Genomic DNA, 23685 nt, shown 5'->3' with positions numbered 1-23685 from the left:
GCCCAAGCTCCAGACTTGGGCATTTTTTCGTCTGATCTTTTTCTTGAATCATCGCCATTGACCAGATTGCTCAAATGACCTGGTCCGTTCTCGTCATTGCGCTTAGTTAAAGAATCATTACACTCAAAATGATTAGAACAAATCTTATTCATTCAAAAAAGGGAAATTGTATGAGCGAGGCCTATATCATCGATGCCATTCGCACACCACGTGGCAAGGGAAAAAAGGATGGATCCTTGTATGAAGTCAAACCGATCAGTTTACTCACTACCCTGCTCAATGAACTGAAAGAGCGTCATTCCTTAGATACCTCCAAGGTTGATGACATTGTCTTGGGCTGTGTCACTCCGATTGGTGACCAAGGTGCTGATATTGCCAAAACTGCAGCAATTGCAGCGGGTTGGGATAACGATGTGGCTGGTGTACAGATTAACCGTTTCTGCGCTTCTGGTCTGGAAGCAGTCAATATGGCCGCACAAAAAGTCCGTTCAGGTTGGGAGGATTTAGTGGTTGCGGGTGGAGTCGAATCCATGTCCCGCGTACCGATGGGTTCGGATGGCGGCCCTTGGGCGCTCGATCCTGAAACCAATATGGCTTGTGATTTTATTCCACAAGGCATTGGTGCCGACCTGATCGCGACCATTGATGGTTATAGCCGTGATGATGTAGATAGTTTTGCAGAACAGTCCCAGAAAAAAGCGGCAACAGCTCAGGCCAGTGGTCATTTTGATAAATCGATTGTGCCAGTTAAAGATAAAGCTGGTGTGGTGATTCTGGATAAAGATGAGTTCATTAAACCGAATACGACAATTGAAACACTCAGCAAACTCAACCCAAGCTTTGCCACCATGGGACAGATGGGCTTTGATGCAATTGCCCTGCAAAAATATCCAGAAGTCGGTACAGTCAATCATGTGCACCATGCGGGAAATTCTTCTGGCATCGTGGATGGTGCTGCCTTGGTCCTGCTTGCTTCAGAACAGGCTGTTAAAGAGCAGAACCTGAAACCGCGTGCCAAAGTCTTGTCAACGGCTCTGGTGGGCGCTGATCCAACCATTATGCTCACCGGCCCTGCCCCGGCTGCACGTAAAGCTTTGGCTAAAGCTGGTCTCAGCATTGATGATATTGACCTGTTTGAGGTCAATGAAGCCTTCGCCGCAGTCGTTATGCGCTTTATTAAAGAACTCAACGTTGATCCAGCCAAAGTCAATGTTAACGGTGGCGCCATTGCCATGGGACATCCACTGGGTGCAACCGGTGCCATGATTCTCGGTACTTTGTTAGATGAGCTGGAACGCCAGGGTAAAAAACGTGGATTAGCAACTTTATGCGTCGGTGGCGGCATGGGTATTGCCACTATTATTGAACTGGTTTAAGGAGAGAACCATGAGCGCCATTCAATTTGAAAAAACAGCGGACAATATTGTTGTTCTGACTTTTGACTCTCCAAACCAGTCTGCTAACACCATGAATGCCGACTTTCGCACTGCACTTAGCGAAGTTGTCGATAGGCTTAAAGTAGATGATGAAATTTCCGGAATTATTTTCCGTTCAGCCAAAAAGACTTTTTTCGCTGGCGGTGATCTGGATGAACTGATTCAAGCTACACCAGAACATGCCACTGAATTCTTCAACATGATTGAAGAGATGAAAGTACAGCTGCGCTATATCGAAACCCGTGGTATTCCGGTGGTTGCAGCCTTGAACGGCACCGCTCTTGGCGGTGGCTGGGAAATTGCCCTGTGTGCCCACCACCGGATTGCCTTGAATGATCCAAAAAGCAAATTTGGTTTACCTGAAGTGACTTTAGGTCTGCTACCCGGTGGTGGCGGCATAGTCCGCACTGTTCGTTTGCTGGGTTTGCAAACCGCTCTTCCTTTATTGATGGAAGGTAAGCAGCTCGGTGTAGAAAAAGCTAAAGCATTGGGCTTGATTCATGACACGGCTGATAGCCCTGATGAGCTGCTGGAAAAAGCAGTTGTATGCATTAAAGCCCATCCTAAATCCGTACAACCTTTTGATGAAAAAGGCTACAAGATTCCAGGCGGCTCACCATCCACGCCAGCAGTGGCACAAATGCTGGCAATTGCTCCTGCGATGCTACGTGATAAAACCAAAGCTTGTTATCCAGCACCTGAAGCGATTATGTCTGCAGCAGTTGAAGGTGCGCAGGTCGATGTCGATACAGCCCTCCGTATTGAATCCCGTTATTTCACCTATCTGGCGACCGGTCAGATATCGAAAAACATGATCGGCACCTTCTGGCATGGCATGAACAGTATTAAATCCGGGGTTCATCGCCCAAAAGATTGTGCCAAATGGCAAGCCAAGAAAGTTGGGATTTTGGGTGCAGGGATGATGGGCGCTGGAATTGCTTATGTCACCGCCAGCAGAGGTATTCAGGTCGTTCTAAAAGATATCTCGATCGAAGCTGCTGAAAAAGGCAAAGCCTATAGCCAGAAACTGCTGGACAAGAAAGTCAGTCAAGGTCGACTTACAGCTGGACAGCGCGAACAGATTTTAAATCTGATTCATCCCACTGCAAACACAGAAGATTTGACGGGCTGTGACCTGATCATCGAAGCGGTCTTTGAAAATCAGGAACTGAAAGCTCAGGTGATTCAGGAAGCAGAACAATATCTGGCTGCCGACGGCGTAATGGCATCAAATACTTCGACCTTACCAATTAGCAATCTGGCACAGGCAAGTAAGGATCAAGATAAATTTATCGGTCTGCATTTCTTTAGTCCGGTGGATAAAATGCAGCTGGTAGAAATCATCAGGGGGCAAAATACCTTAGACGAAACCCTCGCCAAAGCTTTTGATTTCGTGCAGCAGATCGGCAAGTTGCCAATCGTCGTGAATGACAGTCGTGGTTTCTTTACTAGCCGTGTCTTTGGTACTTTTGTACAAGAAGGTTTGCGTCTGCTGTCAGAAGGTGTGCATCCAGCACGTATTGAAATGGCTGCTTTAAAAGCTGGTATGCCCGTTGGTCCATTGGCAGTTCAGGATGAAGTGTCCTTAACCCTGACCGAGCATGTTAGCAATGAAACGCGCAAGGTACTTCAGGCAGAAGGTAAAGAACGTCAGGCCTCACCTGCCGATGCAGTCATTCAAACCATGATTCACCAGTTTAATCGCAAAGGAAAGGCAGCTGGCGCGGGCTTTTATGACTATCCTGAAGGTGGGAAAAAACAACTCTGGTCAGGCCTCAGTCACTGGAATAAAAATACCGAGATTTCTGAGCAGGAGATGATTGAACGCTTCCTGTTTGTACAGGCACTGGATACCGTACGTTGCCTGGAAGAAGGCGTGTTGCAGTCAACTGCAGAAGGAAATATTGGCTCGATCTTTGGCATTGGCTTCCCTGCCTGGACCGGTGGTGCAGTGCAGTATTTAAATCAGTATGGACTGGCGAAGGCCTTGGCACGTGCCAATGTACTGGAAAAAAAATATGGTGAACGCTTTAAAGCACCGGCACTGTTAAAAAATAAGGTTTCTGCTGCTGAAACTTTCTAATCTAATTCGCACAGAATAAAGAGGAGCGTTCAGCTCCTCTTTTTATAAGTCTACTGAAAAAATGATCATATTTTACAGTGCAAATCCAGTCTGCTTTTCAGCCAATCTATGTTATAAAGTAACATAGATTCTATATCCTCTTTGGGTTCATACCATGTCTGATCAAAATACTCCTGAAAATTCGCCTTGGGGTTGGAGAGCACTGATTATCTTCTGCATAATTGGTGGTATATTCATGTTTATCTTCTGGTTAGCTGTCAGCAATGAACCGGACTACATGCCAAGCCAGCAGAAGAAACAGGATACCCAGCAACACGCATTTAAAAATGCCCCAACCATGTCAGAAGAAGCCATTGCCAAAGCTCAGGCAGATCGTGAAGCACGTGCAGCAGCTCAACAAGGTACTGAACCGCAATCAACAGCTGCTGAAGAACAGCATATGTCAGCAGATGAACATGCCCATATGGATACCGAACATGGTGCACATGATCATTAAGATCTTACGATAAAAAAAGCGAGGTTCATGCCTCGCTTTTTTATATCTGAAAATGAATCTTTAAAGTTGTAAATACATATCGATATGTGGAATTCCACAGTCTAGATATTCATCACCCTGTAGCTGAAAACCCAAAACCTGATAAAAGCCGATAGCGTGGACTTGAGAGGAAAGTTTGATAAACTGCCGTCCTTCAGCGCATGCATAGTCAATCACTGCCTGCATTAACTGCTGACCGATCTTGAAACCACGCGCTGATTTCAGTACTGCAACACGACCGATACTATTACTTGTTAATAGTCGGGCTGTGGCAACCGGTTGATCATGCAGATAAGCCACAAAATGGGTGCACAGCTTATCTTCTGCATCCCATTCATCTTCCGATGCAATATGCTGTTCCTGAATAAACACAGCTTCGCGAATCAGTCTGGCTGCGGCAGCCAGCTCGGCCCAAGTGCCTGCAACAATTTTTAGCTCAGCATGATTTAGCATTTACAACCAATCCCCTGTTGATCCCATTCATCCTTGAGCAATAATTCAAGGGAGTGTTTCTGAATCCCATACATCTCTTTCAAAGCCTGAATCTGATTCAGCACGTCCTGATCCGGTTCCTGATCGTCCTTGCGCTTCACCGCCAGAATCATTTTGTTTTTACTGGTATGCTCAAGCGCAACAAATTCGAATACTTTAGTTTCATAACCATAGGCTTTCAGCAACAAGGCACGAATAGTATCTGTCAGCATTTCTGCCTGCTGGCCCGCATGAATCCCGAATTGCAGCATTGGACTCAAAACTTTTGGCGCCTGTAACTGTGGGCGTAGTTCCTTGTGACAACATGGGGCACACATGATGATCTGCGCATTCAGACGAATGCCGGTATGAATGGCAAAATCCGTGGCCACATCACAAGCATGTAAGGCAATCATCACATCCAGATGCTCAGGCTCATAGGTGCGCACATCACCCTGGAAGAAATCGAGCTGGTTAAACTGGGATTGGTCTGCCACCTTCTGACAAAACTCGACCATTTTCGGATTCAGTTCTACACCCGTCACCCACGGTGTCTGTCCATGCTTTTGCATATAGTCATACAAGGCACAAGTCAGATAGCCCTTACCTGAACCAAAATCTACTACCTGCAGACCTTCCTGAGAGGCTTTAATCTGCGAAAGCGCATTCGAGAAAATTTCCACAAACTTGTTAATCTGTTTCCACTTGCGCGCCATGCTCGGAATGACCTGACCTTGCTGATCAGTAATGCCGAGATGCTGCAGAAACACACTGTCCTGATCCACATAACGCTGCTTGACCCGGTCATGGCCCTGTTCAGCAGTTTTGGATTTAACGACAGGTTGAGTTTTGCTGCGGGTCAGCATGATTTTTTTCTTGTTTTTTTTCAGCTGCAATTCTTCGGCTGTAGTGATGAGATTGGCCTGCTTGCAACAGGCCAATAATTCAGTGACCTGAGACAAAGCCTCAATTAAAGGATAATTTTTAGTGACGTCCTGGGTTTTATATCTGTACAGACAACTCAGTACTTTTTGCTCATTCAGCCAAATGACGCGTAAGGTCATTTTCTCCAGTTGTTCCAGTTCGCCCTTATACTGACTTAAAATCAGACGATCAAATTGATCTGTTTCAATAGCTTGCTGGAAAGTATCCAGAAATTGCTGTTCTTGAACCGAGAGAGAAGCCAAAATGGACATAAAAGAAACCTGAAATGAATTGCCGTTAAAGTGTAAATGTTCTTACCCTAAAAGCAAAATTGAATTACTATACATTTGTATATTTAAGAAGAATGATAACTATGTCAAATGCACCACTACTCCAGGATTATGATGCTGTCGAAGAGCGCATCAACTACATCAGTCACGGTGTAGGTGCTGCCTTGTCAGTAATTGCCGGTATTTTACTGGTGATTAAAGGCTCTTATCTTAGTACGGGTCAATGGATTGGCTTATGGGTTTATGCACTGAGCATGATTGTACTTTTTTCTGCATCCATGCTGTATCACATGGCCACAACTGCAGACCGACGTTATTTCTATAAAAAAATTGACCATACTGCGATCTATTATCTGATTGCCGGTACTTATACCCCCTTTCTGGCAATTGCCATTCCAACGGCCAAAGCCCAGTATTTGTTGATTGCTTTATGGATCATTGCTGTCCTTGGAACACTATTCAAGTTCATTTTCATTCATCGTTTTCAGAAACTTTCCCTGTTTGCTTATCTCGCAATGGGCTGGCTTGCACTGTTAGTTATTGATGATATGCAAAAATATTTATCAGTACAATCTTTAACCTTTCTCATCATTGGGGGACTTGCTTATACGGTGGGTGCATTGTTTTATGCATTAAAAAGAGTAAGATATACGCACGCTATCTGGCACATTTTTGTATTGATAGGCGCAGGATCACATTTTCTGTCTATCTATCTTTACGTGATTTAATCCTCTCATTCTCCATTTCAGTGACCCTGAGCGAGTTGAATTGAGAAGATTGCAGTTGTTTTTTTAAGAAATTACGCCTTTTTTAAAAAGATTACGCTTTTAAAACTAAGTTCTTTTATTTTTAGTAAGTGTAAGGTCATTCATGGCGTCGTCAAATTCTGCTGCTCAGCCAGCACAAAACTCAAAATTCCGCGTTTTAACAGCGAGTTTAGTAGGCACTACAATCGAGTTCTTCGATTTCTATATTTATGCCACTGCCGCTGTCATTATTTTCCCTTATTTGTTCTTCCCGGCAAGTACAGACCCAATGACCGCAACGATCCAGTCACTTGCGACTTTCGCAATTGCCTTTATTGCGCGTCCGATCGGTGCGGCATTGTTTGGTCACCTCGGCGACAGAATTGGTCGTAAAGCTACTCTGGTCGCTGCCTTGCTGACCATGGGACTGTCTACTGTAGCGATTGGCCTACTGCCAACTTATGCTCAAATTGGTATTGTAGCGCCTTTGCTTTTGGCATTATGCCGTTTAGGTCAGGGCCTTGGTCTGGGTGGTGAATGGTCAGGTGCGGTCTTACTTGCAACTGAAAATGCACCTGAAGGTAAACGTGCCTGGTATGGTATGTTCCCGCAACTGGGTGCACCAATTGGCTTTATCCTGGCAACTGGCTCATTCTTGACGCTCGGTGCATTGATGTCTGAAGCTGACTTCATGGCTTGGGGCTGGCGTATTCCATTCATTTCAAGTGCGCTTCTTGTTATTGTAGGTCTTTGGATTCGTTTAAAACTACATGAAACACCTGCATTCCAGAACGTTTTGGACAAGCAAAAAGAAGTAAACGTACCTTTTGTTCAAGTATTTAAAAAACATTCTAAAATGTTAGTACTGGGTACAATTGCAGCTATCTGTACCTTTGTTGTATTTTACTTAACAACTGTCTTTGCGCTGCAATGGGGTACTAAGCAGCTAGGCTATTCACGTGAAGAATTTCTTCAGTTGCAATTAGTTGCAACGCTATGCTTTGCTGCATTCATTCCATTATCTGCTGTATTCGCAGAAAAGTTCGGTCGTAAAGCGACTTCAATCGGTGTATGTATCGTTTCTGCGATCTTCGGTATCTTCTTTGCCGACATGCTTGAATCAGGCAGTACAGTTATCGTATTCCTGTTCCTGTGTATCGGACTTGCGATCATGGGCTTAACTTATGGCCCAATTGGTACCGTATTGTCTGAAATCTTCCCGACTTCAGTACGTTATACAGGTTCCGCTTTGACCTTCAACTTGGCAGGCATCTTCGGTGCATCTTTTGCGCCTTTAATCGCAACCAAGCTGGCAACACAATATGGTTTATCTGCCGTGGGTTATTACCTGACAGCAGCCTCTATCCTGTCACTGTTGGCATTCCTGCTGATTCGTGAAACCAAGAATGATGATGTAAACAATCAGATCTAATTCTAGGATTACCCTCTAAAAAGCCAGTGTGAATGCACTGGCTTTTTTATTTCCGAAATTTGGTGTGCAACAAAAAACTGCTATTTCTCCTCCTCTATTTACGGAACAATACAGAAACGGATTCATAACGAAAAGGATAAGATATGCAGGATCCAATCGAATATTTGACCGAAGACCAGCTGGTTCATATTGTGGTCTTACTGGAAGAAGATAAGAAAACCGAAGCCATCCAATATATTGTTCAACATACGCCATTAGACCAACAGCAGGCGCTTGAAGTGATTGCCGCGATCGTGATGGAGCATGATGCTGCCTTACAGGTACAGACACAAGGCGCAAGATTTAGTGATGATGTCACCATTAATCCACAGCTGAAGACTGAAGCGCTAACCGACTCTATTGCAGTCTCCATCCCTGCAAGTGCTACACAAGATCATGCTACCCGCCCACCCATTCCAGAGTCGACCCAAGAGTTACAGGAAAAAGTCGCTGAACCGGTCACTGCAAAAAATGGACCGCATCTGATCTGGATCATTGCAGGTATTATTCTTCTGATTCTGCTAATTATCTGGATGGTTGGCTAGATACTGAAATCCGCCAAATCATTTATATCAACTCAATGATATCGATGGTGGGTGGTACACGAAAACGGAAAGGTACACCCACCAGACCTGTTCCGACAGTGACAAATACATCGGCATGTTCATGTCGATATAAGCCGCGCTTATGTCCGAGAATTGACACCCGTTTCATCACATAGTCCGTCAACCACGGTAATTCCACTTGCCCGCCATGCGTATGTCCAGAAAGCATCAATGGCCGGCTTGGCAATTTCGGCACCATGTCTACCGTATCCGGGTTATGTGACAGGATCACCCAGGGCTTATCTTGCGGCAACTCTGGCAAGAACCGCATATCCGCTTTACCCGCCCAGAGATCACCAATACCCACCAGGCGAAATTCATCAAATTCAACAATTTGCCCTTCAATATCTATAACATTATTGCTTACTAGAGCAGTATGTAATAACTCTTGAATGGGCGGTCCCGGGTACTGCTCATCATGGTTACCATTCACAGAATATACCGGTGCCTGAATTTCCTGCAGAATGGCGAGTTCTTGGGTCAGGGTATCTTCCGGTTCATAGGTCCAGTCACCTGCGACCACTACCAAATCAGGCTGCTGCTGATTTAATTTATGTACAATTTGTTTTAGCTGACGTTCATGACCAGAAAATAAACCAATATGCAAATCCGCAATTAAAGCAATACGAACAGGTTGCCGCATTTTTTTATCAGTATTAATCTGATAACGAGTAGTCTTGATCTGGATTAAATGCGGCTCAATAAAACGTGCATAACACAGTACCCCACTGAGCAGACAGATAAATACTGCCTCATGAATGGAATAATATCCATTAAAACCGCCATAAATACTAAAGAAAAATAAAGGAATCAGTAGATAAGATAGATAATAAGCGAGCAGATGGGTAAAGGCTTTAAAGGGATGAATCGTCTGGGTATGTGACTGACTGATCCACGCCTGCGATATACACCACAGCGCCAAAATCGCCATTCCGATATAGAAATATAAGATCACGGAATCGATATTCCCCATAATTTCGCCTTGTCCAGTTCTTTAGTACATTCTCTGCTCTGTATTTATCTTTTCACAGCTGGCAATTATACTCAAACCTAATTTATCACGCTTAGATTCATATGACGAATGCTCCCCGCTCCAAGGCTGACCAGCCCATGGTCACTTCCCGACGTAATACTCCATATAAATCTGCTGTTTTACTGGGTTTGAGCCTTGTTCTGGGGATCCCTGCCTGCAGCACGCTTCCTCCGCAGGTAGAACGACCTTCACATACTGCCTTTGAAACTGATACTTCACAGACTTCCCTGGCTAAAATTGTTCAACCTTTACGTGATCAATATCTAGGTTTGACTGGATATCATGTTCTCTATGATCCACTTGAAGCACTTGCAGCCCGTATGCAACTGATTCATAAGGCCGAGCAGACTTTAGATCTGCAATATTATATTTGGGACAATGACCGGATTGGCGCACTGGCCTTAAATGGCATTATTCAGGCCGCCGACCGTGGAGTAAAGGTCCGCCTCCTGATTGATGACAACAATGCCAAGAAGATGGAAGGCATTTATCTGGCATTGGATCAGCATCAAAATATCGATGTTCGCTTATATAATCCCTATCGCTTCCGCCAGCATCGTGCCATGGATATGGTACTGGATTTGAAACGTATCAATCGTCGTATGCACAACAAGAGCTTTATTGCAGATAATCAGATTGCCTTGATTGGCGGACGTAATATGAGTAATCAGTATTACAATGTAAGTGATGCCTATCAATTTTCCGATGTAGATGTGTTGCTGGTTGGTGCTGCCTCAGATGAGATTATCCATTCCTTTGATGAATACTGGAATGATGACTATGCCTATCCAGTGCGGAATATTGTTAATCCACGTCACCATAGCCTACGCTTTGAAAGCCTTAAACAGCAGCTAAAAGCACATCAGGATGACCCACGAGTACAAAACTACCTCGACTTAGCTAACAGGTCTAAGGCTTTTGATAAATGGCTTGATCATAATATCCAGCTGGATTGGGTTGAAGCAGAAGTAGTCAAAGACCCGCCTACCAAGATCAAGTCCAAGGCAAAAAAAGAAGAACACCTGAATTTCCAGTTGTTACAGCATCTGGAAAAACCTGAACAAAGTGTAGATATTGTCTCTGCTTATTTTGTACCAGAAAAAGAAGGTGCAGAACGGCTCAAAAGTCTGGCTCAAAAAGATATAAAGATTCGAGTACTCACCAATTCTTATAAAGCCAATGACGTTCCTGTTGTGCATGCTTTTTATTCTAAGTACCGTAAAGATTTACTGGAACATGATGTACAGTTGTACGAATTTCTAGCGGCGCCAGATGCAGCAAACCTGAATGCCAATACCAAGGAAATTGCTGACAAGGCTAAAGTGAGCTTGAAAGGTCTGAGTCGTTCCAGTTTACACGCAAAACTGATGGCCTTAGATGAGAAACAGGTATTTATTGGTTCTTTTAACTTTGACCCGCGTTCAGCCTATCTAAATACAGAGATTGGTGTATTACTCAATAGCCCTTCCTTAGCACAAGCTGTGCATAAAACCATGGATCAGAACTTAAGTAAATATGCTTATAAGCTGGTATTAGATGCCAATCAGAATATCAACTGGAAGATCCAGCAACCGAATGGTGAAATTAAAACTTTGACCAAAGAACCGAAAATGAAATGGCATCAAAAAGCCCTATTAAAGTTTGTGTCTTGGCTTCCGCTTGAAGGGTTCATGTAACAACATGGCCCGTCTGGAAAAATAGCTGAACCAAATAATAAAAAACCAGTCGATGCGACTGGTTTTTTATTGAATTTTTTATATTAGGATTTCGCTTTTACTTTATAGCATTCAGCAGCGGTCAGGCTAACTGTACCTCCTGCAAGTTTGGATAATCTCTTAACACTTTCATCAGAAGGATTCTGTTTACCATAAACTTGGCTAAAGCTAGCAAAGCTATTTGCCCATTTTACCGTATTCCCTTCAGAGTCTGTCAAACTGATCGTCGGTTTAGGAGTATTCGTACCGTCACCTGTTACTCTCACATTAAATAAATCAGTCAAATTCACTAATGCTCCCCCTACCACTATGGATTCGGAAGAACCATCAGTTGAGGTCTTGATGGTGGAATTCATACCAATGAGAGCACCGTTCAAATCGCCTAATTCCTCATTAGCGAAAACCATACGAATAGAAAGTGTATTGTCTGTTTTCTTTCTCACAGCTGCAGGTACAAAGGCACGTGAAACGGTTCCAATACGATATTGTTGTACTGTTTCTACCGCATCCGTATCCTCAGAATCCTCGACCAAATAGGTTGTTTGCATTGTAGATGGATTGTATTCAGCACTACATTCATCAACTTTTGCTGTAGCAGGTTTAATATTCGTACGAATATCACCATTTTCATCAATCACAATGCCCAAATTAATTATTCTGTTTGAATCATTTGTTAAGGTAAATTTTAAATTTCCATAAAGCGGGAAAAAATAATTTTCTTGATTTCTTACATTATTTTGAGTCGTGAAAACCCTTCGGTCCAAATGTGTGATTGGATAGATTTTATAAAGATCCATCGTACCAGCAAAATTCAGTGTTCCCCCGGTTTGCTGCCACAGACCTAGCTCACGTTTTTCACTCTCATTTAAGTTATAACTCACACTCTTACCGGTCAAAACCTTATAAAAACGCTCTTTACCAGCAATCATATAATCATTATATAAGCGACCTTGTTCAATCTTGAGTTTCTCGGTAGTAGAGTCACCTACTCTGAATAGATAACCTGGTGTATTGGTAATTTGTTTTGTTTCCGGGTCAATCCATGAATTTTGGGCATCAGCAGTCATTTGTACAGGTTTAATACGGCTTTGTTGCACAAAGATTTGAAATGCAAAGCGCCCCTAATTGAGCCAAATTTAAGGCGTAACTTGGGTAAGTGGGCGACCTAATTCCGTAAATCTGTTAAGGACTGCTACACGTGCATGGATCTCATTCACTTGGCTACCAAAACTCCTTGCGCTGAGTTTATCTCCTAATAATTTAATGCAGTGCATCTTAGTTTCAACCAAACTTCGCCGATGATAGCCTGACCATTTTTTCCATAGTGTCCTGCCTAAACGTTTAATTGTTCGAAGTAATTCATTTCGCTCTAGCGAGCTACTCTTTGTATCTTTCCATTGTTTCGCATTTTTTCTAGGTGGAATCACCGCATGCGCTTGCCGATCTGCAATGACCTGACGGCATTGCTTGGTGTCATAAGCTCCATCGGTATAAACAGAGTCAATCCGCTCATCTTGTGGAATCTGATCAAGTAAATCACCAAGCACCTGTGAATCACTGACATTATTGGTTGTAAGCTGAACTGCTCGTATTTGTAGGGTTTTGGCATCTATACCAATATGAAGTTTACGCCATTGGCGACGATATTCAGATCCATGTTTCTTGCGTTTCCATTCGCCCTCACCTAGAAACTTCATGCCTGTAGAGTCCATGAGTAGATGCAGCCCATCGCTACTTTTTTGGTAGCTGATTACAATATCAATATGCTTTTGTCTTCTACAAAGCGTGGTGTAATCTGGAGCTATCCAATTTAATCCGCAAAGTTTAATCAGACTTTGTACAAAGCCAGTAACCATACGTAAAGACAGACGAAATAAGGATTTAATCATTAAGCAGCATTGGATGGCTGCGTCGGAGTAGGTTTGATTTCGCCCTTGTTTGCCTTTTGATGGAGCATACCATTGCGTAGCAGGATCAAACCAAATGGCAATATTTCCGCGACTCATGAGTGCTCGGTTATATGCGGGCCAATTGGTTGTGCGGTAGATTTTGTGTGTAGGCTTCTTCATTTGAAAATTATATCGCTAAAAAAGCCTTTACAGATAGGTTTGTGCAACAAAGCCGTTGTGAATCACTCTTTGTCCATGATGTATTTTTATTTTACGACAGCACGAACAATTAATCCTTGAGTGATTTGCTCGCCCCCCTAAATTAGCTGCGTGTCATTTTTTGTTCAACTGTTGTTGGTCGCATTTCGTTATTCACCGATAAACGGTATATACAAGTTCTACCTCATTTTTCTTGATAATTGAGATAGAATCATCTCAGTCTCTTGAATGCTTTAAACTGAATGCATAGCCTAACTTTTCAACATCTCCTGTCTGCTTCAAATAGTTCCCCGCATGCCATTTTGGAAGCATTGCGCTCCCTGGATCATGCTGTATATTTATATGACAACGGTACGCCATTTATTGCCTGCTGTGCTGAACGTTATACAGTTATACAGGATGATATTATACAAACTTATCAGGCTGTTTCTTTTAATCAGTATGAAGTCGTTGCGCCAGATTTAACTATTAATTTCACGTCTAAATCAACCTCGGACTCTACAAGATTTAATGGCGGCTTTGTAGGATTCATTTCTTATGACTACGCAGCTCAGCAGCAAGTTCATTATAGACAGCGCCAGCAGCCAGCACTTTTTATTGGGCAATTCTCTACTTATTTAGAACTCAACCCTCAAGGATGGATTTTTAAAAGTAGTGATCCTCAAGCGAAACATATTTTTCAGCAGATTCAGGCTTTACTTGATCAATTCCAGGATAAGTCTGAATTTAATTTAGTTTCTCCATGTACAGCGCGTTGGAATAAATCGGCTTATCAGGAGGCTTTCAGTCAGGTTCAGGAATATATCAAAGCTGGTGATTGTTATCAGATCAACCTGACTCAAGAATTTTCAGCACAAGCTAAAGGCTCTGTGTTAGCTACAGCAGAACAATTTTGGCAGCTAACCAATGCACCTTATGCTGGTTATTTACGCGTAGGTGAGTTTGAGCTGTTAAGTTGTTCACCAGAACTGTTTATTGAGTTTCAATCTGAGCGACGGATTATTACCAAACCGATCAAAGGCACGATGCCGCGTTATATAGATCCAATATTGGATGAGCAGTCCAAACAGACCTTAAAAAATTCTGAGAAAGATCAAGTTGAAAATGTGATGATCGTGGATTTATTACGTAATGATTTAAGTGTTTATGCGGAAACTGGCTCAGTTAAAACACCAAAGCTGTTCAATATTGAAAGCTTTAATCAAGTTCATCATATGGTTAGTGAGGTACAAGCTACATTAAAAAAAGATGTAAATCCATTTAATGTTTTAATGTCCGCCCTTCCTGGCGGATCTATTACTGGTGCACCTAAAATCCGTGCCATGCAGATTATTGAAGAACTTGAAGATGCGCCACGAGGTGCATATTGTGGCTCAATGGGGTATTTTAATTTTGATGGAACTGGTTCCTGGAATATTCTGATCCGCTCAATACAGAAATACCAAAATGAGATGTCACTATGGGCTGGTGGCGGGATTACCATTTCATCAGACTGCGATGCCGAATACCAAGAATGTTTTGATAAAGTCGAAGCTATGTTGAATCTACTCAATACTTGGTACACACCTGAATAAATAAAAAAACGACTCAATTGAGTCGTTTTTTTATGAATCTCACCCCTTGATGAGCATTGCTCCGCAAGGGATAGATTCACTTAAATCAAAATCTCATTTTTCAATGTATCAATCAAACGTTGATTCTGCTCATCTGTACCAATAGTAATACGTAAGAACTGATTGATACGTGGCTTATTAAAATAGCGCACGATAATACCATGTTCACGTAATTCAGATGCTAACTCACCTGCATCTTTGCTTGGGAATGATGCAAAAATGAAATTGGCAGCCGATGGTAAAACTTTAAATCTAAGTTCTTTTAACTGTGTTGTCAATTTCTCACGGCTCGCTATCACTTTGGCATTTTGCGCTTCAAAGTAAGCTTGGTCTTCAAAGGAAGCTACTGCTGCTGCAATGGCAAAACGATCCATTGGATAAGAGTTAAAGCTGTTTTTAACCGCTTCCAATGCTGCAATTAAATGTGGCTGCGCAATCGCAAAACCAACCCGTAGACCTGCTAATGAGCGGGACTTAGACATGGTTTGGCAGACCACCAAATTGTCGTATTTCTCAACCAACGCCACCGCTGATTCTGCACCAAAGTCGACATAGGCTTCGTCAATCACCACAACCGAATTTGGATTAGCTTGAAGCACTTCTTCAATTGCAGATAAACCCAGTGCAATACTGGTTGGTGCATTTGGATTGGTAATAATGATGCCACCATTTGGCTGTTTATAGTCATCGACTACAATTTCAAAATCATCATTGAGCGGCAATACTTTGGTTTCGACACCAAAGAATTGGCTGTATACAGGATAGAAACTATAGGTAATATCTGGATAGAGCAATGGCAATTCTTGAACGAAGAATGCTTTGAAAATATGCGCTAAAACTTCATCCGAACCATTGCCGACAAAGACTTGCTCAACTGGCACACTTTGCTGTTTCGCAATCGCGTGCTTCAGTTCAGAGGCATCAGGGTCAGGATACAAACGTAAAACATCCGCACCATTTGCCAAGACATTCTGCACTGCTTCCACCACTTTTGGTGACGGTGGATATGGGTTTTCATTGGTATTTAATTTTAAAAGATTTTGGATTTTAGGCTGTTCACCTGGTGTGTACGGCTCAAGCTCACGTACTTCAGGACTCCAAAAACGCATTTGTTCTGTGGTGATATTCATTTTTAAATTCTCAAAATTCCCTCTCCTGCTAGGAGAGGGTTAGGGAGAGGTGTATCAATTCCCCCTCTCCTAACCTCTCCCAAAGGGAGAGGAAAATTTATTTCTTAATAAATTTCTGTTTAATATCTTATTGATAACGATAACGTGCAGAACGTGCATGTGCATCAAGATTTTCTTCTTGCGCCAAGATATCAGCAGTTTTCGCTAAAGTTTTCACGCCTTGTTCAGAGCACATAATCAGACTTGAACGTTTTTGGAAATCATATACGCCCAGTGGTGATGAAAAACGTGCTGTCCCTGAGGTTGGTAAGACATGATTTGGCCCTGCACAGTAATCACCAATCGCTTCAGGTGTATAACGCCCCATGAAGATCGCACCAGCATGACGAATATCTTCCGCCATTTCCTGTGCTTCATCTAAGCACAGCATCAAGTGTTCTGGTGCCACTTGGTTAATGAGTTCAGCACCTTCAGCACGATCTTTCACTAATACCAGTGCACCACGGTTCTCGATAGACGTACGTGCGATCTCAGCTTTTGGTAAAGCTTCTAAGTGTTTTTCAATCCATTCGCCAACTGCATTCAACAACGCTTCATCAGGTGTAATGAATACTGCTTGCGCAACCGTGTCATGCTCAGCTTGTGACAATAAATCCATTGCCAGCCACTCAGCATTATTTTCACCTTCTGCATACACTAGAATTTCAGAAGGTCCGGCAATCATATCGATACCGACTTGACCAAATACCGCACGTTTTGCCGCAGCAACGAAACGGTTACCCGGGCCTGTGATTTTATCTACAGATGGAATGCTTTCTGTACCATAGGCTAATGCTGCAACCGCTTGCGCACCACCAATGGTAAATACACGGGTCACGCCTGCCAAATATGCTGCTGCAAGTACCAATGGATTTAAGTCACCATTTGGCGCAGGTACCACCATAATAATTTCAGGTACACCTGCAACATGGGCAGGTACTGCATTCATCAATACTGAAGATGGATACGATGCCAAACCGCCCGGTACATAAATACCCACACGATCAAGTGGTGTGACTTTTTGACCTAAGGTATTACCTAAAGCATCGACATAGGTCCAGCCATCTTGCTTTTGTGCTTGGTGGAATTCACGTACACGGTTGGCAGCGAGTTCTAAAGCTTCACGCACTTCAACTGTTAAACCATCAAAGGCAGCTTTCAATTGTTCTTGAGTCAGTTCCAGATCTGAAAATTGATGCGCTGGATGTCGATCGAACTGCTGAGTAAGTTTAAGAACATGAGCATCACCATGCTGACGCACATCAGCAATGATTTGATCTACGGTTTTTAAAAGTTCAGGATCACTCACTGTTTCAAAAGCTAACAAGTCAGCAAATACCTGCTTGAAGTTTTGATCTTGAGTCGATAAACGTCGCATCAATTTACCCACAAGGTTGATATGGAAAAGATTAGTTTACCTGTTTTAACAGGCTTTGTGGTTATCTATCTACTTTCTTGAGCATGAGTTTTATTGGAAATAGCATTCGGCAAAATTGATGATTTCTCTAAACTCTCTATCAAATTCTGAATATAAAAAAAACCGTCCTTGCAGACGGTCTTTTAGAACAATAAAAATTAAGCTTTTTTCGCTTGTTCACGTGCTTCAACTGCTTGTTCAAGCTGTGCCAAAATTGGATTGAGCAAGGCTTGTTTACGCTTAAAGCTGGCTTTATTGACAATCAGACGTGACGACACTTTACAAATTTCTTCCAATGGCTCAAGACCATTGGCACGAAGGGTATTGCCTGTATCGACCACATCAACAATATAATCGCCTAGACCTACAAGTGGTGCAAGTTCCATAGAACCATAAAGCTTGATCACATCAACCTGCTCACCTAGGCTTGCATAATATTGACGGGTTAAATTCACATACTTAGTCGCAATTTTAAGACGGCCTTTCGGACGTTCCATACCAACCTTGCCTGCTGTCATCAGTTTACAGTTGGCAATTTTTAGATCTAATGGCTCATAGACATTTTGCGCGCCATGCTCCATCAACACATCTTTACCTGCCACACCGATGTCTGCTGCGCCATTTTCAACATAGGTTGGCACATCAGAAGCACGTAAAATCAGAATACGAACGTGTTTATGGGTTGTCGGGAAAATTAGCTTTCGAGACTTATCCGGGTCTTCCAGCAGGTTAATACCTGCCGTTTCAAGTAACGGTAGAGTTTCTTTTAAAATACGGCCCTTACTTAATGCTAAAGTTAAACCATGATCAAAATTGCCCATTACGTCAAAGTTTGGATCATCGTTTCTCATATCGCTCATTAACTTACTCGCTTAATTTGGGCGCCTAAACCTTGTAACTTCGCTTCGACATCTTCATAACCGCGGTCAATATGATAGATACGGTCAATCACTGTTTCCCCTTCAGCGGCAAGCGCTGCCAGTACCAAAGAGAATGAAGCACGTAAATCTGTCGCCATCACTGGTGCTGCAGAAAGTTTTTCCACACCTGTCACCACAGCATCATTACCTTCCACCTGAATATTCGCCCCCATACGAGCCAATTCAGGAACATGCATGAAACGGTTTTCAAAAATCGTTTCGGAAATTGTCGCAAAACCGCGGCCAATTGCATTCACTGCCATTAGCTGCGCCTGCATATCTGTTGGAAATTCTGGATGCGGCAAAGTACGGAAGCTGACAGCTTTCGGGCGTTTACCCATCATATCCAGTTCGATCCAGTCGTCACCACGTGTAACTTCTGCACCCATTTCTTCAAATTTTTCCAATACTGATTCAAGCAGGTTTGGATCTGTATTCGTTGTTTTTACTTTACCACCAGTAATTGCAGCAGCAGCTAAATATGAACCAGTTTCAATACGGTCAGCAACCACAGCATATTCACAGCCATGCAGGCTTTCAACACCAGTGACAATCAGCGTATCTGTGTCTAAACCTTCAATCTTGGCACCCATTTTAATCAGCATTTGCGCAAGATCGGTAATTTCAGGTTCACGTGCTGCATTACGGATTGTCGTTACGCCATCTGCCAGCACAGCCGCCATCAGAATATTTTCGGTACCACCCACAGTCACCATGTCAAAGACAACTTCGCCACCTTTCAGACGACCATCAACTTTGGCATGGACATAACCAGCTTCCACCTGAATTTCAGCACCAAGCGCTTCCAAAGCTTTTAAATGCTGATCAACAGGACGAGAACCAATCGCACAACCGCCAGGTAAAGACACCTGTGCACTACCGTAGCGCGCCAGCAATGGACCAAGCACCAAAATGGATGCACGCATAGTTTTTACTAACTCATATGGTGCAAACTGGTTATCCAGGGTTGAAGTATCCGCAACCACAGTATCACCTTCATATTTCATGGTGATCCCGAGACCGGCAATAAGTTTAACCAATGTGTTTACATCTTTCAGATTAGGCACATTGGTCAAGGTAATGGGAGTATCTGCAAGAATCATTGCAGCCAGTAGTGGAAGTGCTGCGTTTTTCGCACCGGAAATACGCACTTCACCTTCGAGCTTATTGCCGCCCTGAATTAAAAATTTATCCATTAATCTATTAAGCTCCAAATAAGCTTGCTTTGCGCCATTCTTCTTTGGTCATTGCGCGAATTGTTACGGCATGGACTTCACCACTGGCGATATAAGAATTGAGAGGAGCATAAACAGCTTGTTGTCGAGCAACTGGTCGCTTACCATCGAATTGATCATCCACAATACGGAGATCATATTTGCCGCCCTGACCACTCACAGCAATGTCAGCCTCTGGGAACGCGGCTTTTAAGATTTCAGCGAGCTGTTCATTATTCATCACAAGACCTCTTATAGGACTAAGGGTGTAAAACGGATCATTTTACTATAAATAAAAAAAATAATTCATTAGTCACATACATTATATATATAAAAAAAGAGGCTTTTAAAAACCTCTTTTTCCATTCTGCCCGATTATAAAGCCAATGGCTGATAATTCAGGTTCATTTTTCGATATCGATCAATTTGTTTTTTTAATTTTTCTGTCAAAAGCTTGATCGAGGTATACATATCATCGGCATTGGCATGCGCAAAAAATTCGATTCCCGGTAATCTGATAATCGCTTCCGCAATATGATTACTGCTTCCTTTTTTAGAGCGCTTATCAATCTGATGATCTTTTGAAAGTTTAACCTGCATACTGTTCACTTGATCCAGATGTTTAGTCATCTGCTGGAACTTTGTTTTTATAGTATCTTCAATTGCTGGCGTAATAGATAAATGATGTCCACGAATTGTTATTTGCATAGTTCTATCCCTCAACTTCGTTAGGATTAGACGAGTCACAGTCAAATGATTCGATGACAATAACCAATGCAAGGTTACAGTTCAGAAATTGGATCAAATCATTTTACGGTTCCTCAAAAGAAAAAGAGATTCATCATAGTGTCATGATGAATCTCTAGAATAGTCAGATTTTAAAACTTAGATCAAGACCTTTCGTTCAGAAGATGAAGGAATATGTAACGATTCACGATATTTAGCGACTGTACGTCTTGCTACATCAATACCTTCCTCTTTTAACATATTGGCAATTGCATTATCCGACAACGGCTTACGTATATTTTCCTCAGAAATCAATTTCTTAATCTTGGCACGAATCGCAGTTGAAGATGCTTCCCCACCCGAAGTCGTACCGACATGACTGGAAAAGAAATATTTCAATTCAAAAAGACCACGCGGTGTCAGCATGTATTTATTGGTTGTCACCCGAGAAACTGTTGATTCATGGAGCTCCACTTCTTCAGCAATATCACGTAATACTAGAGGTTTCATCCCTTCAGCACCAATTTCTAAAAAAGCTTTTTGATGTTCGACAATACAAGTGGCTACTTTTAACAAAGTCTTATGACGTTCATCGATACTCTTAATGAAATTTTTGGCTTCCAGCATCTGATTTCTTAAATACTGGTTGTCATCACTTTGATCCGCACGACGAATCATATTGGCATAAAACGAATTCACACGTAGTTTTGGCATCACGTCAGGATTCAACATTACTTGCCAGCAGTCATTCTTTTTCAACACGACAACATCGGGCACCTGATAATCAGATTCACGATCTTCAAATTCCAGACCAGGATGTGGCTTTAAGGTTTTAAGTAAATCTACTGCACAGCGTAACTGCTCTGGATTCAAACCAGTTTGCTTAATTAGCCGAGGTAATTCGTTGGTAATGAGTAGTTCATAATGCTGTAGCAGCTTGATTGCATCATTACGACAAGGTGTGGAAACTGGCAAATTATCCAGCTGAACCATCAGGCATTCAGCCAAATTGCGCGAACCGACACCAATAGGCTCTAATCGTTGAATATGTTTGAGTACTACAAGGACTTCATCATCTTCAATTTCCTCCTCATAGCCCATGCTTTGTAACAAGTGTTGAACTGAGGTGGTAATTTCCGAAATTTGGACTTCAAGAAAGCCCTTATCGTCCAGAGAATCGATAATGCAATGCGCAATCAACTTATCAATTTTAGAAAAATGTAGCAGATTTACCTGTTCAATCAGATGTTGCTGCAGACTTAAATGTCCCTGCCGATTATCCTCACGTTCTTCGTATTCAGCTGCACCTAAACTAGTGGGCTGATGGGTATATACATCATCCCAATCAGTATCCACAGGCAAATCATCAGGCAAATGATCTGCATTCAATTCATTGGTTAAGTCTTTTTGGTCATGCTCAACTTCAGAAGTAGATAAACTTTCTAAATTTGATTGTTCTTCAACTTTTTCCAGCAAAGGATTACTATCTAGCTGTAACTGAATTTCCTGTTCAAGTTCCAGACTCGACAGTTGCAATAATCGAATTGCTTGCTGTAATTGTGGAGTTAATGACAGCGAGTTCGCAACTTTTAAGCCCACTGATAATTTCATTGTTACCCCTCATTATTCAAACCGCGCTTTCTAAGCAATTTTTATGCCGCTTTATTTTTTTATAACATAGATTTGTTAAATTACATACAATTCCTTGTATTTTTTATGCACTATTTAAGCTATTTATTTTAAATATTAATATTAATTAGTATCTTATTTTTATCAAATGATCTTATTTGCTTTTAAAAATTGGAAATAAATTAAAAAATTACATAAAAAAACACCCCCTGTCAAATGACAGGGGGTGTTTAGAATAATGAGCTGGCGATGACTTACTCTCACATGGGAAACCCCACACTACCATCAGCGCTAAGAGGTTTCACTTCTGAGTTCGGGAAGGGATCAGGTGGTTCACTCTTGCTATGGTCGCCAGCACAACTGGTATGACTTTGCGTTTGGTCTTATTCGCTTTGCATTGCTGCTTTGCTTGCCGTTGCTTGGTCAAATGAGTTTAACAGATAATATCTGAGTCGAATTGTATGTTCTAGCGTTAGCTGAATCAAGTATTTCAAGACCGTTTGGTCTTTAATGAATCAATCTCTGCTCACTGCTTGCGCAGTTCGTACAACAACTGTTTGGGTGTTGTATAGTCAAGCCTCACGAGCAATTAGTATTGGTCAGCTTCATGTATCGCTACACTTCCACATCCAACCTATCAACGTCGTAGTCTTCAACGGCTCTTTAGGTGACATAAAGTCACAGGGAAATCTTATCTTGAGGTAGGCTTCCCGCTTAGATGCTTTCAGCGGTTATCCCTTCCGAACATAGCTACCCGGCGATGCGACTGGCGTCACAACCGGTACACCAGAGGTTCGTCCACTCTGGTCCTCTCGTACTAGGAGCAGATCCTCTCAAATTTCCAGCGCCCACGGTAGATAGGGACCGAACTGTCTCACGACGTTCTAAACCCAGCTCGCGTACCTCTTTAAATGGCGAACAGCCATACCCTTGGGACCTGCTTCAGCCCCAGGATGAGATGAGCCGACATCGAGGTGCCAAACACCGCCGTCGATATGAACTCTTGGGCGGTATCAGCCTGTTATCCCCAGAGTACCTTTTATCCGTTGAGCGATGGCCCTTCCATACAGAACCACCGGATCACTAAGACCTACTTTCGTACCTGCTCGACTTGTGGGTCTCGCAGTTAAGCGCGCTTTTGCCTTTATACTCTACGCGTGATTTCCGACCACGCTGAGCGCACCTTCGTACTCCTCCGTTACTCTTTAGGAGGAGACCGCCCCAGTCAAACTACCCACCAGACATGGTCCTCGTCCCGGATAACGGGACAGAGTTAGAACCTCAATATTACCAGGGTGGTATTTCAAGGACGGCTCCATGGCAACTAGCGTCGCGACTTCAAAGCCTCCCACCTATCCTACACAAGTAAGATCAAAGTTCAATGTCAAGCTGCAGTAAAGGTTCACGGGGTCTTTCCGTCTAGCCGCGGGTACACCGCATCTTCACGGCGATTTCGATTTCACTGAGCCTCTGCTGGAGACAGCGCCCCCATCATTATGCCATTCGTGCAGGTCGGAACTTACCCGACAAGGAATTTCGCTACCTTAGGACCGTTATAGTTACGGCCGCCGTTTACTGGG

20 protein-coding genes, 1 rRNA gene and 2 other annotated features are annotated in these 23685 nt (G+C 42.7%); of the genes, 8 read left to right on the top strand and 13 right to left on the bottom strand.

Annotation, left to right across the window (positions count from 1 at the left end; translation table 11 throughout):
* Positions 1-170: 170 nt before the first annotated feature.
* The 3 genes from F955_RS03870 (at position 171) to F955_RS03860 (ending at position 4015) form a co-directional block, all read left to right on the top strand.
* Positions 171-1376 carry an acetyl-CoA C-acetyltransferase gene (locus tag F955_RS03870; RefSeq protein WP_004891565.1) on the top strand — a complete coding sequence of 402 codons (1206 nt, stop codon included), beginning with the start codon at positions 171-173 and terminating at the stop codon, positions 1374-1376.
* Between the two features lie 10 nt (positions 1377-1386).
* Positions 1387-3519 (top strand): 3-hydroxyacyl-CoA dehydrogenase NAD-binding domain-containing protein, encoded by a 2133-nt coding sequence (locus F955_RS03865; RefSeq protein ID WP_004891563.1) that lies wholly within the window; start codon positions 1387-1389, stop codon positions 3517-3519.
* A gap of 154 nt (positions 3520-3673) precedes the next feature.
* Positions 3674-4015 (top strand): hypothetical protein, encoded by a 342-nt coding sequence (locus tag F955_RS03860; RefSeq protein WP_004891561.1) that lies wholly within the window; start codon positions 3674-3676, stop codon positions 4013-4015.
* 60 nt (positions 4016-4075) lie between these two features.
* Here F955_RS03860 and F955_RS03855 read toward each other — a convergent pair whose 3' ends face one another.
* The gene (locus tag F955_RS03855; RefSeq protein ID WP_004891559.1) at positions 4076-4507 is read right to left on the bottom strand and encodes a GNAT family N-acetyltransferase; all 432 of its coding nucleotides are present in this window, start codon (positions 4505-4507) and stop codon (positions 4076-4078) included.
* On the bottom strand, positions 4501-5721 hold the full coding sequence (locus F955_RS03850; protein WP_004891558.1) for a class I SAM-dependent methyltransferase: 1221 nt from the start codon (positions 5719-5721) through the stop codon (positions 4501-4503). Before F955_RS03850 ends, F955_RS03855 begins: the two co-directional genes overlap by 7 nt.
* 101 nt (positions 5722-5822) lie before the next feature.
* Between F955_RS03850 and trhA the strand changes: the two genes are divergently transcribed.
* The 3 genes from trhA to F955_RS03835 all read left to right on the top strand — a co-directional run bounded on the left by trhA (position 5823) and on the right by F955_RS03835 (position 8501).
* Complete coding sequence (gene trhA, locus F955_RS03845; protein WP_004814489.1) at positions 5823-6467, top strand: PAQR family membrane homeostasis protein TrhA; 645 nt, start codon at positions 5823-5825, stop codon at positions 6465-6467.
* A 142-nt stretch (positions 6468-6609) separates the two neighbouring features.
* Positions 6610-7917 carry an MFS transporter gene (locus F955_RS03840; RefSeq protein ID WP_004891555.1) on the top strand — a complete coding sequence of 436 codons (1308 nt, stop codon included), beginning with the start codon at positions 6610-6612 and terminating at the stop codon, positions 7915-7917.
* A gap of 143 nt (positions 7918-8060) precedes the next feature.
* Entirely contained in the window at positions 8061-8501 is a 441-nt protein-coding gene (locus F955_RS03835) for a hypothetical protein (RefSeq protein WP_004891552.1), read from the top strand.
* Between the two features lie 22 nt (positions 8502-8523).
* Here the strand turns inward: F955_RS03835 and F955_RS03830 are convergent, their stop codons facing one another.
* Entirely contained in the window at positions 8524-9534 is a 1011-nt protein-coding gene (locus F955_RS03830; protein WP_004891549.1) for a metallophosphoesterase, read from the bottom strand.
* 101 nt (positions 9535-9635) lie between these two features.
* Here F955_RS03830 and F955_RS03825 point away from each other — a divergent pair, with 101 nt between their 5' ends.
* Complete coding sequence (locus F955_RS03825; RefSeq protein ID WP_372510698.1) at positions 9636-11270, top strand: phospholipase D family protein; 1635 nt, start codon at positions 9636-9638, stop codon at positions 11268-11270.
* A gap of 83 nt (positions 11271-11353) precedes the next feature.
* On the opposite strand, the gene F955_RS03820 is transcribed toward F955_RS03825, so the two are convergent.
* Entirely contained in the window at positions 11354-12406 is a 1053-nt protein-coding gene (locus F955_RS03820; protein ID WP_017401438.1) for a hypothetical protein, read from the bottom strand.
* Between the two features lie 39 nt (positions 12407-12445).
* Positions 12446-13378 carry an IS5 family transposase gene (locus F955_RS03815; RefSeq protein WP_008302424.1) on the bottom strand — a complete coding sequence of 311 codons (933 nt, stop codon included), beginning with the start codon at positions 13376-13378 and terminating at the stop codon, positions 12446-12448.
* 281 nt (positions 13379-13659) lie between these two features.
* Here F955_RS03815 and pabB point away from each other — a divergent pair, with 281 nt between their 5' ends.
* Entirely contained in the window at positions 13660-14991 is a 1332-nt protein-coding gene (gene pabB / locus F955_RS03810) for an aminodeoxychorismate synthase component I (protein ID WP_004891544.1), read from the top strand.
* An 80-nt stretch (positions 14992-15071) separates the two neighbouring features.
* Here the strand turns inward: pabB and hisC are convergent, their stop codons facing one another.
* From hisC to rrf, 8 genes are all read right to left on the bottom strand, one after another.
* Positions 15072-16160: a histidinol-phosphate transaminase gene (hisC, locus tag F955_RS03805; RefSeq protein WP_004891542.1), complete on the bottom strand. Its 1089-nt coding sequence runs from the start codon at positions 16158-16160 to the stop codon at positions 15072-15074.
* 127 nt (positions 16161-16287) lie between these two features.
* Positions 16288-17589, bottom strand: coding sequence for a histidinol dehydrogenase (hisD, locus tag F955_RS03800; protein WP_026056791.1), 1302 nt, complete (start codon positions 17587-17589; stop codon positions 16288-16290).
* Positions 17590-17774: 185 nt separating this feature from the next.
* The gene (hisG, locus tag F955_RS03795; protein WP_004891537.1) at positions 17775-18476 is read right to left on the bottom strand and encodes an ATP phosphoribosyltransferase; all 702 of its coding nucleotides are present in this window, start codon (positions 18474-18476) and stop codon (positions 17775-17777) included.
* Positions 18476-19732, bottom strand: a complete 1257-nt coding sequence (gene murA / locus F955_RS03790) for a UDP-N-acetylglucosamine 1-carboxyvinyltransferase (protein ID WP_004814459.1) — start codon at positions 19730-19732, stop codon at positions 18476-18478. The genes hisG and murA overlap by 1 nt, the downstream gene beginning before the upstream one ends.
* Before the next feature lie 7 nt (positions 19733-19739).
* Entirely contained in the window at positions 19740-19991 is a 252-nt protein-coding gene (ibaG, locus tag F955_RS03785) for a BolA family iron metabolism protein IbaG (protein WP_004814457.1), read from the bottom strand.
* A 134-nt stretch (positions 19992-20125) separates the two neighbouring features.
* Entirely contained in the window at positions 20126-20458 is a 333-nt protein-coding gene (gene hpf, locus F955_RS03780; protein WP_004814456.1) for a ribosome hibernation-promoting factor, HPF/YfiA family, read from the bottom strand.
* Positions 20459-20635: 177 nt separating this feature from the next.
* Positions 20636-22087 (bottom strand): RNA polymerase factor sigma-54, encoded by a 1452-nt coding sequence (locus F955_RS03775; RefSeq protein ID WP_004891534.1) that lies wholly within the window; start codon positions 22085-22087, stop codon positions 20636-20638.
* A gap of 259 nt (positions 22088-22346) precedes the next feature.
* Positions 22347-22461: ribosomal RNA gene (gene rrf, locus F955_RS03770) — 5S ribosomal RNA — on the bottom strand.
* A gap of 225 nt (positions 22462-22686) precedes the next feature.
* Positions 22687-23559, bottom strand: a sequence feature (23S ribosomal RNA rRNA prediction is too short).
* A gap of 56 nt (positions 23560-23615) precedes the next feature.
* Positions 23616-23672, bottom strand: a sequence feature (23S ribosomal RNA rRNA prediction is too short).
* Positions 23673-23685 lie beyond the last annotated feature (13 nt).

The organism is Acinetobacter schindleri CIP 107287, from assembly GCF_000368625.1.
GTDB lineage: Bacteria > Pseudomonadota > Gammaproteobacteria > Pseudomonadales > Moraxellaceae > Acinetobacter > Acinetobacter schindleri.
Note: the sequence above shows the minus strand (reverse complement) of the source record. Positions and strands in the feature narration are given on the sequence as shown.